The organism is Microbacterium sp. zg.Y909, assembly GCF_024626565.1.
In genome coordinates this window covers 1-16583 of sequence record NZ_JANJFJ010000065.1, presented here as the reverse complement: position 1 = coordinate 16583, position 16583 = coordinate 1, and the positions used below count along the sequence as shown (strand labels likewise).

11 protein-coding genes and 1 pseudogene are annotated in these 16583 nt (G+C 71.3%); 9 read left to right on the top strand and 3 right to left on the bottom strand.

The window, feature by feature from the left end; translation table 11 throughout:
- From NQ160_RS07075 to NQ160_RS07055, 5 genes and pseudogenes are all read left to right on the top strand, one after another.
- A pseudogene (locus tag NQ160_RS07075) lies at window positions 1–918 on the top strand (short-chain dehydrogenase); the annotation flags it as partial.
- Window positions 912–1133: a putative acetyltransferase gene (locus tag NQ160_RS07070; protein ID WP_257514523.1), complete on the top strand. Its 222-nt coding sequence runs from the start codon at window positions 912–914 to the stop codon at window positions 1131–1133. The pseudogene NQ160_RS07075 and the gene NQ160_RS07070, both read left to right, overlap by 7 nt.
- Before the next feature lie 57 nt (window positions 1134–1190).
- A complete protein-coding gene (locus NQ160_RS07065) occupies window positions 1191–2759 on the top strand; it encodes an MDR family MFS transporter (protein WP_257514522.1) in 1569 nt (522 codons plus the stop codon).
- A gap of 55 nt (window positions 2760–2814) precedes the next feature.
- On the top strand, window positions 2815–4476 hold the full coding sequence (locus NQ160_RS07060; protein ID WP_257514521.1) for an MFS transporter: 1662 nt from the start codon (window positions 2815–2817) through the stop codon (window positions 4474–4476).
- Window positions 4477–4620: 144 nt separating this feature from the next.
- On the top strand, window positions 4621–5988 hold the full coding sequence (locus NQ160_RS07055; RefSeq protein ID WP_257514520.1) for an HNH endonuclease signature motif containing protein: 1368 nt from the start codon (window positions 4621–4623) through the stop codon (window positions 5986–5988).
- A 43-nt stretch (window positions 5989–6031) separates the two neighbouring features.
- Here NQ160_RS07055 and NQ160_RS07050 read toward each other — a convergent pair whose 3' ends face one another.
- A complete protein-coding gene (locus NQ160_RS07050; RefSeq protein ID WP_257514519.1) occupies window positions 6032–7753 on the bottom strand; it encodes an FAD-dependent oxidoreductase in 1722 nt (573 codons plus the stop codon).
- A gap of 183 nt (window positions 7754–7936) precedes the next feature.
- Between NQ160_RS07050 and NQ160_RS07045 the strand changes: the two genes are divergently transcribed.
- The 4 genes from NQ160_RS07045 (at window position 7937) to NQ160_RS07030 (ending at window position 12239) form a co-directional block, all read left to right on the top strand.
- Window positions 7937–8581, top strand: a complete 645-nt coding sequence (locus NQ160_RS07045) for a hypothetical protein (RefSeq protein WP_257514518.1) — start codon at window positions 7937–7939, stop codon at window positions 8579–8581.
- On the top strand, window positions 8578–10425 hold the full coding sequence (locus NQ160_RS07040) for a YhgE/Pip family protein (RefSeq protein WP_257514517.1): 1848 nt from the start codon (window positions 8578–8580) through the stop codon (window positions 10423–10425). The genes NQ160_RS07045 and NQ160_RS07040 overlap by 4 nt, the downstream gene beginning before the upstream one ends.
- 67 nt (window positions 10426–10492) lie before the next feature.
- Window positions 10493–11659: a thiolase family protein gene (locus tag NQ160_RS07035; protein WP_257514516.1), complete on the top strand. Its 1167-nt coding sequence runs from the start codon at window positions 10493–10495 to the stop codon at window positions 11657–11659.
- Window positions 11660–11696: 37 nt separating this feature from the next.
- Window positions 11697–12239 (top strand): YaeQ family protein, encoded by a 543-nt coding sequence (locus tag NQ160_RS07030; RefSeq protein ID WP_257514515.1) that lies wholly within the window; start codon window positions 11697–11699, stop codon window positions 12237–12239.
- Between the two features lie 5 nt (window positions 12240–12244).
- Here the strand turns inward: NQ160_RS07030 and NQ160_RS07025 are convergent, their stop codons facing one another.
- Window positions 12245–14704: a helix-turn-helix transcriptional regulator gene (locus tag NQ160_RS07025; protein ID WP_257514514.1), complete on the bottom strand. Its 2460-nt coding sequence runs from the start codon at window positions 14702–14704 to the stop codon at window positions 12245–12247.
- Window positions 14705–14909: 205 nt separating this feature from the next.
- The gene (locus NQ160_RS07020; protein ID WP_257514513.1) at window positions 14910–16382 is read right to left on the bottom strand and encodes an alanine/glycine:cation symporter family protein; all 1473 of its coding nucleotides are present in this window, start codon (window positions 16380–16382) and stop codon (window positions 14910–14912) included.
- Window positions 16383–16583 lie beyond the last annotated feature (201 nt).

Genomic DNA, 16583 nt, shown 5'->3' with positions numbered 1-16583 from the left:
CGCCGCTTCAGCAGCCTGCCGGATGCCGCGGACTGGCTGCACCGCCTGAAGATCGTCGGCATCGACCTGCGTGACCCCGCCCAGGTGATCGGGCTCGCCGACGATGTCGCCGCGGCCGGACCCCTGGACATCCTCATCAACAACGCCACGCAGACCGTGCGGCGCTCGCCCGGGGCTTATCAGCCCCTGGTGGATGCCGAGTTGGCGCCGCTGCCCGATGGGCCGCTGCCCGAGCTCGTCACCTTCGGGCACACCAACGACCGTCATCCGCAGGCCCTGGAGCGCTCGGTCAGCGCCCACCCGATCCTGGCCGCAGCGGCATCCCGCGCCGATGAGCTCACCGAGCAGGCGATGACGGCGGGGTCGAGCTCGCTCGAGCGGCTCGCCGCCGGCACGGCGATCGACGCCGGCGGGCTCATCCCCGACCTCGAGAGCATCAACTCGTGGACCCAGCGCGTCGAGCAGGTCGATCCACTGGAGATGCTCGAGGTGCAGCTGGCCAACACCACCGCTCCTTTCCTGCTGGTGTCGCGGCTGCGGCCGTCGCTGGCGGCGAGCCCGGCGAAGCGCACGTACATCGTCAACGTCAGCGCGATGGAGGGCGTTTTCGGTCGCGGATACAAAGGCCCCGGGCATCCGCACACCAACATGGCCAAGGCCGCGGTGAACATGCTCACGCGCACCAGCGCGCGGGAGATGTTCGAGAGCGACGGCATCCTCATGACGAGCGTCGATACCGGATGGATCACCGATGAGCGCCCGCACCCCACCAAGGTGCGCCTCGCCGAAGAGGGGTTCCACGCGCCGCTGGACCTCGTCGACGGTGCTGCCCGGGTCTACGACCCGATCGTGCGCGGCGAGGCGGGCGAGGACCTGTTCGGGGTGTTCCTGAAGGATTACGCTCCCGGCTCATGGTGAACCTGCCCGCCCCTGGCCGGCGGGTCGTGGTGCGCTATCTGCTGCCGACGGGGCAGGCCACCGACGCCCTCGGCGAGCTGCTGAGCGCGGATGCCACGACGGTGGTGGTCGACGGCAAGCGCGGGGTCGAGCGCATCCCGCGCGGCGCGATCATCGCCGCGAAGGAGGTGCCGCCCCCGCCCGCACCGCGGGTGCGACGGGCGCCGCGGGACTGACCCACCGAGGTGTCGGGGACTCTTCTGACGCTCCGGCATCCGTGCTAGACCGTACGCGTGAGCGCCTCCGCGTCGTCTATCGATCGGCCCGCCGTAGACCTGGACCGGCGCCAGGTCTACATCATCTTCGGCGCCCTCCTGGCGGCCATGTTCCTGTCGGCGCTGGATCAGTCGGTCGTCAGCACCGCGTTGCCCACGATCGTGGGAGACCTCGGCGCCGCCGATGAGCAGGGATGGATCGTCACGGCGTACCTGCTCGCCATCGCCATCGTCATGCCGATCTACGGCAAGGTCGGCGACCTCTTCGGCCGCCGCATCCCCTTCCTTCTCGCCATCGGCCTGTTCGTCGTCGGCTCCACCGGGTCGGCGCTCGCCGGCTCGTTCGAAGGCCTCATCGTCTGGCGGTCGCTGCAGGGGCTGGGCGCGGGCGGGCTCGTGATCCTCTCGCAGGCGATCATCGCCGACATCGTCTCGGCGCGGGAGCGCGGCAAGCTCATGGGCCCGATGGGGGCGGTCTTCGGCGTCGCGACGGTGGCCGGCCCGCTGCTGGGCGGGTGGCTGACGACTGGCCCGGGATGGCGCTGGTGCTTCTGGCTCAACGTGCCGGTCGGGCTCGCGGCGCTGCTCATCGCGTGGTCCACGCTGAAGATCCCCGAGCACCGCAGTCGTCGCCGGTTCGACCTCGGCGGGGCGGTGCTGCTGGCCGCCACGACGGCCGGCATCGTCTTCCTCACCAGCTGGACCTCGCTGACCCACACCACGTCGTATGACTGGACGAGCCCCGGACTGCTGGCGCTCGCTGCCGCGACGGTGGCCGCGCTCATCGCGTTCCTGATCGTGGAGTCGAGGGCGGCCGATCCGCTCGTGCCACTGGACATCTTCCGCAGTCGCACCTTCGCCGTCGCCGCCGCGCTCTCGCTCATCCTCGGCATCGCGATGTTCGCCGCGCTGACGTTCCTTCCCACCTTCCTGCAGATGGCCGAGGGGGCCAGCGCCACCGATTCAGGTCTGCTGATGCTGCCCATGACCGTGGGGCTGATGATCACCGCGCTGGGATCGGGCATCCTCATCACGCGCACGGGCCGCTACAAGGTGTTCCCGATTGCGGGATTCGGCATCGCGACCCTCGGCCTGCTGTGGCTCACCCAGCTCTCGGCCGATATGTCGATGGTCCTCTTCGGCGCGATGATCTTCGTGCTGGGTCTCGGGCTCGGGTTCGTCATGCAGACGCTCGTCATCGCGGCGCAGAACGCGGTGGACCCCGGACGCATCGGCGTGGCCACGTCGACGAACAACTTCCTGCGGGAGATCGGTGCGGCAGTGGGCACCAGCCTGTTCTCCACCGCCTTCACCGCCTCGCTGCGGGGCGACCTCGACCAGACGATCAGTCAGATCCCGCGGTCTCAGGTGCCGTCGGGTTTCGGCGCCGAGTCGCTGACCCCCTCAGCCGTGCGGGAGCTGCCGGCGGAGCTGCGCGACGGTGTCGTGCAGGCCTATGCCGACGCCCTCGGGACGTCGTTCTGGTACCTCGTTCCGCTCGGGGTGGCCGGAGTCGCGGTGGCGTTCTTCCTCAAGGAGATCCGCCTCTCCGACAAGCCCGGTCTCGCTGCCCGCAGCGGAAGCTGACACTGTGTCGGTATCCGTCGTCCCAAGCCTTGAAGCAGGAGTAAAGTGACCCGACGTGAACCAGGACACTGAGCGTTACCACCGCCTTCGCTGGTGGGGTCTGGCGGCCATCTCCGTCGCCGTCGCACTGATCATCATGGACTCGACGATCGTCTCGGTCGCGGTCCCCAGCATCGTCGAGTCGCTCGATCTCACCACCACCCAGATCCAATGGGTGCAGGAGGTGTACACCCTCGTCTTCGCCGCTCTGCTCATGGTGTGGGGCACGACGAGTGACCGGCTCGGCCGCCGCCGGCTGCTCGTCGCCGGTGTCGTGGTCTTCGTCGCCTCGAGCATCCTCTGCGCGTTCGCCATCGACGGCACGTGGCTGATCGCCGCCCGCGCCCTGCAGGGCGTCGGTGGATCGATGATCCTGCCGACCACCCTGGCCCTGCTCAACGCCACCTTCCGGGGCAAGGAGCGCGGCATCGCGTTCGCGGTCTGGGGCGCGACGATCGGGTCGATGGCCGCCGTGGGACCGGTGCTCGGCGGCTGGCTCACCAGTGCGTTCTCGTGGCACTGGGCGTTCTGGATCAACCTGCCCTTCGGCATCCTCGTCATCATCGGCGTGATGATCTGTGTTCCCGAGTCCCGCCAGCGCGACGCCGAGCGCTTCAGCGATTGGATCGCCGTGGGCACCTCGGTGCTCGGGTTCGGCCTGCTCGTGTTCGCCCTCATCGAGGGTCGCGCCTATGGCTGGTGGGAGGCGACGGACTCCGCGCCGATCAGCCTCGGCGGATTCAGCGTGATTCCGGTGCTTTTCGTCCTGTCGATCCTCGTGCTCGCCGCCCTGGTCTGGCGGGAGCGTCAGCGTGTGGCCGCGCGCAAGTCCGTGCTCATCGACGTGTCGCTGTTCCGCATCGGCACGTTCGCGAACGGCAACATCACCGCCCTGACCGTCTCGCTCGGAGAGTTCGGACTGATCCTCTCCCTGCCCCTGTGGTTCCAGTACGCCCGGGACATGAACGCCCTGGAGGCGGGTCTTGCCCTGCTGCCGCTCGCCGTCGGATCGTTCCTCGCGAGCGGGTCGATCCAGTCGCTGTCCAAGCGCCTGTCGCCGGTGCAGATGGTGCGCCTGGGCGTGCTGCTGGAGATCATCTCGCTCGCTGCGCTCGCTTTGCTGATCCGGCCCGATTCCAGCCTGTGGGTCACCGGCGTGCCGCTGTTCTTCTACGGCATGGGCGTGGGCTTCGCCACCGCGCAGCTGACCCAGCTCATCCTGATCGACGTGCCTGTGGAGAAGTCCGGGCAGGCCTCGTCGGTGCAGTCCACCTCGCGCCAGGTGGGTTCTGCGCTCGGCATCGCCGTGCTCGGAACCGCGCTGTTCACGACGCTGCGCATCGGCACCGAGTCGCGCCTCAGCGACCAGATCGCCGCTGATCCGAAGGTGGGGGAGCTGGTGGATGCCGTCTCGACATCGGCCGGTGCGCTCATCAGCGAGCTCGGCAAGAACCCGGCCACCGCCGCCGTGGCCGATGCGGCCCGTGATGCTCTCACGCAGGGTGTGTCGGTGGCCGCGTGGGTCGCGGTCGCCGCGCTCTTCGTGGGTCTGCTCACGACGATCCCGCTCGGGCGGCGGGCCAGCGAGGAGGACGCGGCACAGAAGTCCCGCGGGGAGGGCTCGGCGCCGACCACCCGAGATGGTGCGACGCCGACCGGTGAGGCTTCCGGGGTCTGAAGCGGGGTGCCCGTCGCCGGCGGCGGCGGGCGGCGGGCGGCGGCGTCCTCTCCACAGGGAATGGGTTCAGGAGTTGTCCACAATGCCCCGTTGACCAGGGTTTTGCGGACCCGGAATGTCGGAGGCCCCGAGGAGAATCTCCTCATGACCACCTCCTCGGCTCCTCTCCCGAAAAGCCCGCTCGACGCGCTCCCGATGCGAGACGTGGTCGCAGGGCTCGAGGAGAATCGCCGGGCGATGGCGCGTCTGCATGCCCGTGAGTTGCAGCTGCTCGGGCGGGCGGGTGCGATCGCCGCAGACCAGACCGCCCGCATCCCGGTGTCCGAGCAGCGTGAGCGCGAACTGCCGTTGCGTTCGATCGCCGCGGAGGTGGGTGCGGCGCTGCGCCGCTCCGACCGGGGCATGCAGAGCCGCATTCATCACGCGGCGACAATGCTCGTCGCCTTCCCCACGGTCGTCGCTGCTCTGAGTGAGGGGCGCATCGATGCGGCGCACGTGCGCGTGATCGATGAGGCGGGCTCGCGCATCGCCGACGCCGAGGCTCGCGGGTTGTTCGAACAGGCGGCGCTCGCGATAGCCGAGCGTGAGACGCCGGGGCGCGCGCGGCCCATCATCCTGACGCTCGCGCAGCGCGTCGATCCCGCGCCGCTGACCGAACGGCACGCCGATGCGGCCCAGGCCCGGCGGGTGTGGGTGCGTGACCTCGAGGACGGCATGGCTGAACTGGTTGCCCTCCTGCCTGCGGCGCTGGCGCACGGCATCCGCGATCGCGCCGACCGGTACGCGCGCGCCTTACGAGGTCACGGCGGAGCGGGACGCGGATCGGGTGGCGAGGTGGGCGGTGCGGCGGACGTGTCGGACTTGCCGGAGGCGCCCGGTCCGGAGACTGAGCCTGCCGACTGTCGCACGATCGATCAGCGCCGCGCCGATGTGCTCGCGGACCTGCTGCTCACCGGACACGCGACGGCCGAAGCATCCGAGGCGACGACCTGCGAGACCGAGGCGATCGTGGCGCACGTGCAGGTCACCGTGCCGGCGGCGACGCTGGCCGGCGGCGGCGCGCCCGCATCGATCCCCGGCCACGGTCCCCTCGACGCCGAGACCGCTCGGCACCTCGCGGGCGGAGCCGCCTCGTGGGATCGCCTCTTCATCGACAGCGCCACCGGCGCCGTGGGGGCGACCGACTGCTACCGGCCGAGCCTGGCGCAGCGTCGACAGCTGCGGGCGCGCGACGAGCACTGCCGGTTCCCCGGCTGTCGGTCGGACGTGTGGATTTGCGACATCGACCACACCATCGACCACGCGCACGGTGGAGCCACCCGCTGCGACAACCTCGCGCACCTGTGTCGAAGGCACCACGTGTTGAAGCACCACTCCGCGTGGACGGTGGTGCAGCTGCCGGGGGGAGTGCTGGAGTGGACGAGCCCGAGCGGACGGGTGTATCCCGACACGCCGCGCCGGACCCTCGAGTTCACCGCGGCGAGCGCCGCGGGCGTGCCGCCACCGTTCTAGCGTGTGCGGAACGCGTCTGCGCAAGCCGCCGCCGTCGCGATCCTCAGGCGGGCTGCAGCGCGGTGACGGCAGTGCCGGCCTTCCACGTGAGGTAGCCGCCGTCGAGGTTGCGTGCCGGGCGGCCGAGCTGCGCGAGGATCCGCGCGGCGGTGTGGCCGCGCTGACCGACCTGGCAGTGCACGATCAGCTCGCCTTCCGGAAGGCTGGCGGCGCCTTCGCGCAGCGCATCGACCGGGATGTTGATGATTCCCGCGATCGCGCCCGCGGCGAACTCGTGAGGCGACCGCACGTCGATGAGCGTCGCGCCGTCGGCGACCGCGGCCTCGAGTTCGTGCCACTGCACGGTGTCGCTGACGCCGGTCGCGATGTTCTCGGCGATGTACCCGACCATGTTCACCGGGTCCTTCGCCGAGGCGTACTGCGGTGCGTACGCGAGTTCGAGGTGCGCCAGCTCGGCCGCCGGCAGCCCTGCGTGCATCGCCGTCGCGATGACGTCGATGCGCTTGTCCACCCCGTTCCCGCCGACGATCTGCGCCCCGAGGATCAGCCCGGAGAGGGGATCGACCATCACCTTCATCGCCATGCGCTCAGCGCCCGGGTAATACCCGGCGTGGTCGGTGGGATGGGTGTGGATCACGCGGTGCGCGCGGCCCGCCGCGATGAGGCGCTGCTCACTCCACCCCACCATCGCCACCGTCACGTCGAACAGCCCGATGATGGCGGTGCCCAGCGCGGGCGCCGCGACGCGGGGGGCGGCATCCAGCCGGCCGTTCTCCCACGCGATGACATCCGCTGCGGCGCGGCCGTGGCGATTGGCCAGCCCCGCCATCGTGACGAGGGTCGCCGCGCCCGAGACGGCATCCGTCTTCTCTGCGGCATCGCCGACGGCGAAGATCCGCGGATCCTCGGTGCGCTGGTGCCCGTCGACGACGACGCCGCCCGTGGCGCCGATCGCAAGGCCCGCCGCGCGAGCCAGGTCCGCCGCCGGGGCGATTCCTCGCGCGTCCACGACGAGGTCCGCCGCGACGGTCGTGCCGTCGGAGAGGTGGACGCCGGCGGCATCCAGGGTGTCGAGCGTGGTGCCGGTGCGCAGATCGACGCCGTGTGAAGAGAGTGCCTCGACCACGGGGGCGGCCATCTCGGGATCCAACGGCATGAAGGGGCGGGCACTCTGCTGCACGAGCGTGACCTCCAGGCCTCGGCGCACGAGGTTCTCCGTCGCCTCCAGCCCGATGAATCCTGCGCCCATGACGACGGCATGGCCGCGGCGGTCGCCGTTCCGGGCCAGCACCGATGTGATCCGGTCGACGTCGTCGACGGTGCGGAGGGTGACCACCGGCGGAGCGCCGGCGATCGCCGCGGCGCGTTCACGTGGGGCGGCCCCTGTCGCGAGGATCAGGTGGTCGTACGGCTCGACGACGGTGGCGCCGGTGGCGGCATCCCGAGCGGTGACCGTGCGCGCCGCGCGGTCGATTTCGAGGACCTCGTGCTCGACCCGTACATCCAGAGCGAACCGCGCATGCAGCGAGGCGGGCGTCTGCAGCAGCAGGGAGTCGCGCTCGGCGATCACGCCGCCGACGTAGTACGGCAGCCCGCAGTTCGCGAAGCTCACATACCGGCCCTGCTCGAAGACGACGATCTGCGCCGTCTCGTCCAGGCGGCGCAGGCGCGTTGCGGCCGACATGCCGGCGGCGACGCCGCCGACGATCACGACCCGCGGACCGGTCGTGGGGGCGGACGGTGTGTGATCTGCGGGTGCAGTCATCGGGTGCTCACTTCCTCGGGGGCGTATACCCCCAGGGGTATTCTCTCTCGCGCGCCGCGCGGGAGCAAATCGGTGTGGGGCTGGCCTGCGGGGTCTGGACGGGGCGGGGCTCGCGATAGAGACTCGGATTCCGGCGGCGCGCTCGCTCGCGGCGGTGGGACCCCAGCATCGGGAGGGTACGCCATGAAGATCGAGCTTCGCGGAGTCAGCAAAGGGCACGAGGGCGAAGTCCTGCCGCGGACGGACGTCACGTTCGAGACGGGGCAGGCGGTCTTCGCCCGCGCCGAGACCGAGCAGCGCCCGACCGTGCTGGGGATGCTCGCCTCCGGCCGGATGAAGCCCGACGAGGGCACGATCGAGATCGACGGCATGGCCGACGCCGCCGACCTGCGCCGACGCGTCGCGCTGGTGGATGCCCCGGACATCTCCGAACCCGCCCCCCGCGTCACGGTCGGCGCCGTCACGGCGGAGGAGCTGATGTTCGCGGGCCGCGCGTCCGGTCGCCGCGCCGTGCACCGCTGGCTCAGCCACCAGCACCTGGACCACCTGCTGCGCCGCCCCATCGCCACCGTGACACCCCGCGCCCGGATGCACCTGCTCATCGAGCTGGCCGTGCTGCGGCCGGACGTCGAGGGGCTCGTCGTCGTCGCGCCCGACCGGCATGGCGGGGACCCCCGCATCTGGTGGGATCAGGCTCTCTCCCTGGCCGACCGCGGGTTCGCGATGCTCATGATCGCGGGCTACTCCTCGGCCAAGGTGATCGGGGCGATCACCGACGACACCGACCGCGAGAGCGGCGATGCGGAGCGCGAAGGAGGCCGCTCATGAGGCCCGAGCCGATCCGGGTGCCCCATCTGAAAGTGCCGCAGATGATCCTCGCCGAGCTGCGGCGCCTGGTGTCGACGAAGATGTCGGCTCTGGCGCTGTTCGCCCTCATCATCGTGCCGATCCTCTACGGGGGACTGTACCTGTGGGCCAACCAGAACCCCTATGCGAAGTTCCCCGACGTCCCGGTCGCCCTCGTCGTGGCGGACCAGGGCGTGGCCGCCGACGGTGGCACCCCGGCCCGCAACATCGGCGACGAGGTGGCCGACGAGCTCGTGAAGGGCGGCGACTTCGACTGGCATCGCGTCTCGGCCGCCCAGGCGAAGGCGGGACTGCAGGCGGACGAGTTCGACTTCGCGATCACTCTCCCCGCCGATTTCACCGCCGCCCTCGAATCGGTCGCGGGCGATGATCCCCGCCAGGCGGTCATCCTGCTGGAGACCTACGATGCCAACAGCTACCTGGCCAGCAACATCGCCACCCAGGCCGTGGACCGCATCCGCACGAGCGTCGCACAGCAGGTCGGACGTGAAGCGGCCACCACCCTTCTGAACTCGATCTCCACCATCCGGGGGAAGATCGTCGAGGCGGGCCAGGGTGCCGACGAGCTGGTCACCGGCGCTGCGGAGCTCGCGGACGGCACCGTGCGCCTGGTCGAGGGCGCGGTGAGCGCCGTCGACGGCACCGTGGAGCTGCAGAACGGCGCCGCCGCCCTCGCCGACGGGGCGGCACGCGTGGCCGCCGGCGACGATGAACTCGCCGCCGCCGCGAACCGGGTCGGAGCGGTGGTCAACCAGCTGACCGCCGCTCTGCCGCAGGCTCGGTCGGACATCGCCGCCGACCTGGTCGCGCTCGGGCTCGACCAGGCGACCATCGACGCGGTGCTGGCGCGGCTCGATGTCGTCGGCGCGACGATCCGCACGGGCGACCAGCGCGTGCAGGAGGTCGTCGGCCAGATCGATCAGCTCGCCAGCGGCAGCACCGAGGTGGCCAACGGCGCAGCGACGCTCCGCGACGGCCTGGGAACCCTCGGCTCCGGGCTGCAAGAGCTGTCGACGGGCACCAGCACGCTCCGCGACGGAGCCGCCACGCTGTCCTCGGGGACCGTCGAGCTGCGCGACGCGCTGGTCAGCGGCGCCCAGGAGATCCCCGACAGCAGCGAGGACGTCCGCGACGCGCAGGCGCGCACGATCGCCAACCCGATCGAGATCGACACCACCGCCGCGGCCGAGGCGGCGAACTACGGTGCGGGCCTCGCGCCGTTCTTCGGAGCCCTGGCCGGATGGATCGGCATCTACGCGCTGTTCCTCATCGTGCGGCCCATCTCCCGCCGTGCGGTCACGGCGCTGCACTCTCCGGTGCGCGTCACGCTCGCCGGGTGGCTCACCCCGGGCCTGCTGGGCGTGCTGCAGATGTGTCTGCTGTTCCTGGTGCTCGTCTACGCCCTCGGCTTCCCGATGGTCTACCCGCTGGGGACCCTCGGCATCATGCTGCTGGCGACCCTCACATATACCGCGATCATCCTCGCCCTCAACGTCTGGTGGGGAGAGGTGGGCCAGTTCATCGGGCTCGTGCTGATGGTCCTGCAGCTCGTCAGCGCCGGCGGCACCTTCCCGTGGCAGACACTCCCCGGCCCCCTGGCCGCGCTGCACCAGGTGCTCCCGATGAGCTTCGTCGTCGACGGCATGCGCCAGTTCATGTACGGCGGCGATCTCAGCCGCACCATCCTGGATGCCGCAGTGCTGCTGACCTGGCTCGTTGCGGGCTTCGTGATCGCGGCCATCGGCGTGACCAGGCAGACGCACTTCCGCGCCCTGCGCGACCTGGAGCCGAGCATCCTCGGCTGAGCGGATAGCGTGGCAGCAGAGCGAGCGCGGGCGAGTCGGCCCGCGCGGGGTGCGAAGGAGGACCGCAATGGCGACGGCCGTGATCGTGGATGTGGTGCGGACGCCATCCGGCCGGGGCAAGCCGGGGGGTGCGCTGAGCGGCGTGCACCCCGTCGACCTCGCCGCCGATGTGCTCACGGCGCTGCTCGAGCGCAACGGATTGGAGTCCGGGCAGATCGACGACGTGCTGCTGGGCTGCGTCAGTCAGGTCGGCGAGCAGTCGGGCAACATCGCGCGCCAGGCGGTGCTCGCTGCGGGCTTCGACGAGACGGTGCCGGCATCCACCGTCGACCGCCAGTGCGGCTCGAGCCAGCAGGCCGCCCACTTCGCGGCGCAGGGGGTCATCGCCGGCGCGTATGACATCGTCATCGCCGGTGGGATCGAGTCCATGAGCCGGGTGCCGCTGGGGTCGGCGGGGGAGGGCGGGTCGCCCTTCTCGCCCCGGCTGCACGCGCGCTATCCCGCGGGCCTGGTCAACCAGGGGGTGTCGGCGGAACTCATCGCCCAGAGGTGGGGACTCAGTCGCGACGAGCTCGACGGGTACGCCGCGGCATCCCACGCGCGCGCCGCGCGTGCCGCGGCCGAAGGCCGGTTCGCATCGCAGCTGCTGACGGTGGGTGACGTGGTCGCCGATGAGACCGTGCGTGCGGGCACGACGGCTGAGGCGCTCGCCGCCCTGAAGCCGGCGTTCCGCACCGACGCGTATGCGGCGCGCTTCCCCGACCTGGAGTGGAAGGTGACCCCGGGCAACTCCTCGCCCCTCACCGACGGCGCGTCCGCCGCCCTCATCATGAGCGAGCAGAGGGCCGTGGCACTCGGTCTCACGCCCCGCGCCCGCTTCCATTCCTTCGCCGTCGTCGGCGACGACCCGCTCATGATGCTGACCGGCCCGATCCCGGCGACCGCACGCATCCTCGAGCGCAGCGGCCTCGGCATCGACGACCTCGACGTGTACGAGGTCAACGAGGCCTTCGCCTCGGTCCCGCTCGCCTGGGCGGCCGAGACGGGGGCCGACCCCGCCAAGCTCAACCCGTGGGGCGGCGCCATCGCCCTCGGGCACGCGCTGGGGTCGTCCGGAACACGGCTGCTCGCCACGATGCTCGCGCACCTCGAGGCGACCGGCGGCCGCTACGGGCTGCAGACGATGTGCGAGGGCGGCGGCATGGCCAACGCCACGATCATCGAGCGCATCTGACCGCAGCGTTGCCGCGCGCCGCGTAGGCTCGAACCTTATGGCCGCAGGCGCAGTGATCCACACCTTCACGGTGCAGTTGGCCGACGTCGACCGCGGCGTCTACGAGGAGCTGATGCTGCGGATCGCCCGTCATCCTTCCGAGACCGACGCGTTCATGGTCACGAGGCTGCTGGCCTACTGCCTCGAGTACGAGGAGGGCATCGCGTTCAGCGAGGGCATCTCGGCCACCGATGAGCCCGCGGTGCTCGTGCGCGACCTCACCGGCCGCGTCACCGCCTGGATCGAGGTGGGCGCCCCGGACGCCGCGCGCGTGCACTACGGCAGCAAGCTCGCCGATCGCACCGCGGTGTACACCCATCGCGACCCCGACAAGCTCTTCACCGCGTGGGCGGGCAAGCCCATCCACCGCGCGGACGCCATCACGCTGCACAGCTTCGACACCGGGTTCGTCGACGCGGCGGCCGCCGTGATCGCGCGGCGCAACACGGCCACGCTGTCGGTGACCGAAGGCCAGGTCTACCTCGACCTGAACGGGGTGTCGCTCACCTCGCAGATCCACCGCCGCACCCTCGCCGCGTAGCCGCCTCAGGGAGTGAGCGGCGCCGAGCCGGGAGTCGTCTTGCGGTAGAGACGGTTGATGTGACCTTCGACGGTGCGTTTGGACAGCTGCAGACGCTGCGCGATCTCGGTATTGGTCATCCCGCGGGACATGAGCTCGGCGACCTGACTCTCACGGCGGGTCAGCGACGCGGCGGTCGGCTGCACTTCGACGGCCGACCCCCGCATGTACCCCGCAGCCGCGGACATCAGCCGGGTGGCCTCGCCGTGCGGCGCGGATCCCGCCGCAGCCTGGTCTCGAGCGAGCGTAGCGGCGGCGTGGGCGAGGGCGAACTGGCCTGCCGCAGCCGCGTCGCGGCCGGTGCGCAGCGCCTCGCGCCCCGAGGGGGCCAGCACGGCGCGCGCGAGACTCTGCACCAGCAACGGCACGGCGCCGGTGATCGTCAGCTCGGCGGCGAACGCGCACAACTCCGGGTTCCGGCGCAGGACGCCCGTGACCGCGCCGCGGAGAGCGGCTCCGGTCAGGCCTTCCGCGGCCAGTTCGCGGCAGACCGCGAGCGCGCCCGCGGAGTCGCCCAAAGCCGTCAGCGTCCCCGCGACCGCGGCGCGGGTGTCAGGCCCCACGGCGGCATTCGTCGCACCGGGCAGCGCGCGCAGGCGCGCCAGGTGGGTGCGTGCCTCGGCGGCGTGCCCCTGGGATGCCATCGCCAGCGCACACAGCGACAGGGCGCGGGCCAGGTAGTCCTCCGGCCCGTCGCGCTCGATCGTGTTCCGGGCATCTTCGGCGGAGGCCAGCGCGCGCGCGACGTCCCCGATCTCCAGGGCGAGCTCCGCGTCGGCCAGGCAGCGCATGCCGTGGTCGATGCGGATGCGATCGTCGCCGTCGACGGCGGCGAAGCGCGGGAGTTCGCGGGCGAGGGCCGCCACGCCCTCGGAGTGGAGCACGACGACGAAGCGCGCAGAGAGGTGCTCCTCCGTCGCCCATTCGCCGGCCGGAGCGCTCTCGGCCCGCCGATCCAGTCGACCGAGCATGACGGTGGCCTCGTCCCCGCGTCCGAGGGTGTCCAGCGCCACTGCGTGCAGTGCGTCGATCCGCTGCGCGAGCGGGCCGGGAGGATCGTGCGCCAGCGCAAGGCGGCGCTCGACCGCCTCCCTGAATCGGCCCGCGTACGACAGGTGAAGCACCGCGAGCGCGGCGAGCAGGGAACGCTGCACCTCGTCGCCCGCGCGAGCGGCGGTCTGCTCGGCCTCGGTCAGCAGGGCGAGGGCGCGTTCGGGGGCCCGATCGCGGTAGTGGGCGAGGTCGGCGCGGGCCGCTGCGATCTCGCCCGAGAGAGCCGCCTCGATGCTCCCCGCGGAGGGCGCGGAGGGCGCGGAGGGCGCGGACGGGGTAGACGCGGCGATGAGGGCGGATGCCGCGGACAGGCTCACGTCCGCCTCACCCAGCCGCTCCAGCATGCGCAGGCACTGCCCCTGGGTCAGCAGCAGCGCGGCCCGGTGACGGGCGTCGAGGCTCGGGCGCTGTTGCAGGGCGGCATCGGTCACCTGCACGCCGGCCAGATAGTCGTGCACCGAATACGCGCGGCGGGCGGCGCTCACTGCGGCGTCGGGCGCGACCGACCGGCCCTGAGAGAGCATCCACCACGTGAGCGTGGGCAGTCGGCCCGCCGCGCCCGGAAGACCCGCCATCGCCTGCAGCTCGTCGCCGAGGCGGGGGGCCACGCACCGTGTGCGCAGCACGTCGGCCAGGAGCGGAGGGTGCACGCTCAGCGGCCCGTCGCCGCCGGCATCCCGCCGCACGCGCAGCAATCCGCGGTCGAGCAGCCGCTGCGCCGCAGCGGCACCGTGCAGGCCGATCATGTCACTCAGGGTCAGTCGAGGCTCGATCGCCGGCGCCGTGAGCAGCGCCTGGTCGTCGGGCCCCGCCCAGAGGCTGGGGCTCGCGACCACGGCCTCAAGTGCCTGGCGCACCGGCACGGTCAGGTGCGCGTGGCCGTGGGAGACGACCACCCAGCCGCGACGGTGGAACTCTTCGTAGCCGAGCCTGGTGGCGGTGAGGTTGCCGTGCCCGCAGCGCCACAGCGCTTCGATGAGACGGGCCGACGGCGGGTGGCCGATCGCGCGGCACACGACGTCCGCCGTCTCGGCGCGCGGGAGAGCCGGCACGGTGACGGTGCGGGTGCGCGCGGCGACGGCCCGCGCGATGTCGGGATGCACGGATGCCCCGACGCGCGACGAGGCGATGAGGAGGGCGTTGGGCGGGGCGGCGAGCGGCGTGGCGGCGTCGGTGCGATCGAGGTCGTCCCTGCGCACGACCTGGTGGCCGCTGATGCGCAGTCGCGTGGCGACGTCGGAGGCGAAGCGCGTCGCACCGTCGCCGGGGGCGCTCAGAACCAGCAGGCCGCGCCCCTGCCGGCTGCACTCCGCGGCCTGGGCGAGCACCTCCGCCTCGCGCAGCGGAGTGCGCACACGCTGCCAAGCCGTCATCGGCATCCTTCCGAGGGAGAGCGGCACCATCGCCTGCGCACAAAACCAGGTGCGTTGCACCCGATTGTGGCAGATGGTGGGCGGGCAGGATGAAAGCACATCAACCGGTGAGGCAGCGTCGCCTCGCCTGATGCCTGGGGGGGCAGCGACCACCCTGCCGCGATCGAGGGGGGTCCGGCAGGGTGGAAAGCGCGCAGCCGGCTACTCAGCGCCGCGGGCGCGCGTCGCCCGTGACCACGGGGTTCACCCCGGTGACCGTGTGTTCGTCCTCCCAGCACGAGATCCCGCTGACGCCCGGAAGGCGATCGCGCGTGAACACCGGATCCCGGCCCTCGCGGCGCTGCCGCGTGTAGTCGCGCAGCAGCCGGAATGCCAGCCCCGACAGCAGGGCGATCGCCACGAGGTTCACCAGCGCCATGATGCCCATGATGCCGTCGGCGGTGTTCCAGATGAGGTCGGCCGAGGCGATCGAGCCGAGGAACACCACGAGCACCACCAGCGCCCGATACGTCTGGAGGAAGCGGCGCTTCGGTGAGATGAACTCGATGTTCGACTCGCCGTAGTAGTAGTTGCCGAGGATCGAGCTGAAGGCCAGCAGGAAGATGATGATGCTGAGCAGGATGTTCGACCAGGGGCCGAGGGTCCCCACGATGGCATCCTGGGTCAGCCCGATGCCGCGCTCGGCGCCGGCGAGGTCGGGCGTCGAGACGAGGATGATGAACGCCGTGATCGAGCACACCAGCAGCGTGTCGAAGTAGACGCCCAGGGTCTGCACCAGACCCTGCTTGACGGGGTGGGTCACGGCCGCGGTCGCACTGGCGTTGGGCACCGATCCGAGCCCGGCTTCGTTGGAGAACATCCCGCGCTTGACGCCGTTCATGATGATGACGCCCAGCGTGGCGCCGACCACCTCGTTGATGCCGAATGCCTGGGCGTAGATCGACAGGAAGACCTCGGGGAGTCGCTCGATGTTGAAGGCGACGACCACCAGCCCGAGCAGCAGGTAGGCCAGCGCCATCGCGGGCACCACCGCCTGAGTCACGTGCGCGATGCGGCGGAGACCTCCGAACACCACGAGGCCGGTGAGGGCCGCCAAGACCGCGCCGACCACCCACGGCACCCACGAGACATCGCCGCTGAAGCTCGACGACACGGTCGCGCTGATGGTGTTGGCCTGCAGCGAGCTGAAGGCGAACGGGAAGCAGACGATGAGGATGACGGCGAAGACGATGCCCATCCAGCGTGCTTTGAGCCCGTACTGCATGTAGTAGGCGGGGCCGCCGCGGAAGCCATCGGCGTCGCGCACCTTGAACAGCTGGCCGAGGGTGGATTCGACGAAGCTCGAGGCGCCCCCGATGAACGCCATCGTCCACATCCAGAACACCGCACCGGGGCCGCCGATGGCGATGGCGGTGCCGACGCCGGCGATGTTACCGACGCCCACGCGGGATGCCGCGGAGAGCGTGAACGCCTGGAACGCCGACACCGACTGCGGGGTGCCGTCTTCGGAGCGGGGCGTGCGATCCCCGAGGGTGCGGAACATCTCAGGGATGAGGCGCAGCTGCACGACGCCGGAGCGGAGGGTGAAGTAGACCCCGAGCACCGCGAGGATGGGGAGCACCGCCCAAGTCCAGAGGGAATCGCCGGCGGCGAGGACGGCATCGTTCAGGGCATCCATCCCGACAGTATCGTTCGGGTTGCGCGAGGCTTCGACCGGTGGCGCCGCGCCGCGCGAGACGCTACGCGCGCGCAGCCTCGGGGGCCGCGACGCCGTGCACCGGGTGCTCGCGCTCGAGCGCCGAGCCCTCCACGTCGACGTCGGGCATGACGCGGTCGAGCCACTTCGGCAGCCACCAGGCGGCGTTCCCGCACAGATGCA

Bases quoted from the DNA above. Each gene is read 5' to 3' on its own strand.
- NQ160_RS07020 (WP_257514513.1), bottom strand. From the start codon at position 16,382: ATGGATGCCCTGAACGATGCCGTCCTCGCCGCCGGCGATTCCCTCTGG.
- NQ160_RS07040 (WP_257514517.1), top strand. From the start codon at position 8,578: ATGAGGCCCGAGCCGATCCGGGTGCCCCATCTGAAAGTGCCGCAGATG.
- NQ160_RS07055 (WP_257514520.1), top strand. From the start codon at position 4,621: ATGACCACCTCCTCGGCTCCTCTCCCGAAAAGCCCGCTCGACGCGCTC.
- NQ160_RS07025 (WP_257514514.1), bottom strand. From the start codon at position 14,704: ATGACGGCTTGGCAGCGTGTGCGCACTCCGCTGCGCGAGGCGGAGGTG.
- NQ160_RS07045 (WP_257514518.1), top strand. From the start codon at position 7,937: ATGAAGATCGAGCTTCGCGGAGTCAGCAAAGGGCACGAGGGCGAAGTC.
- NQ160_RS07050 (WP_257514519.1), bottom strand. From the start codon at position 7,753: ATGACTGCACCCGCAGATCACACACCGTCCGCCCCCACGACCGGTCCG.
- NQ160_RS07035 (WP_257514516.1), top strand. From the start codon at position 10,493: ATGGCGACGGCCGTGATCGTGGATGTGGTGCGGACGCCATCCGGCCGG.
- NQ160_RS07030 (WP_257514515.1), top strand. From the start codon at position 11,697: ATGGCCGCAGGCGCAGTGATCCACACCTTCACGGTGCAGTTGGCCGAC.
- NQ160_RS07070 (WP_257514523.1), top strand. From the start codon at position 912: ATGGTGAACCTGCCCGCCCCTGGCCGGCGGGTCGTGGTGCGCTATCTG.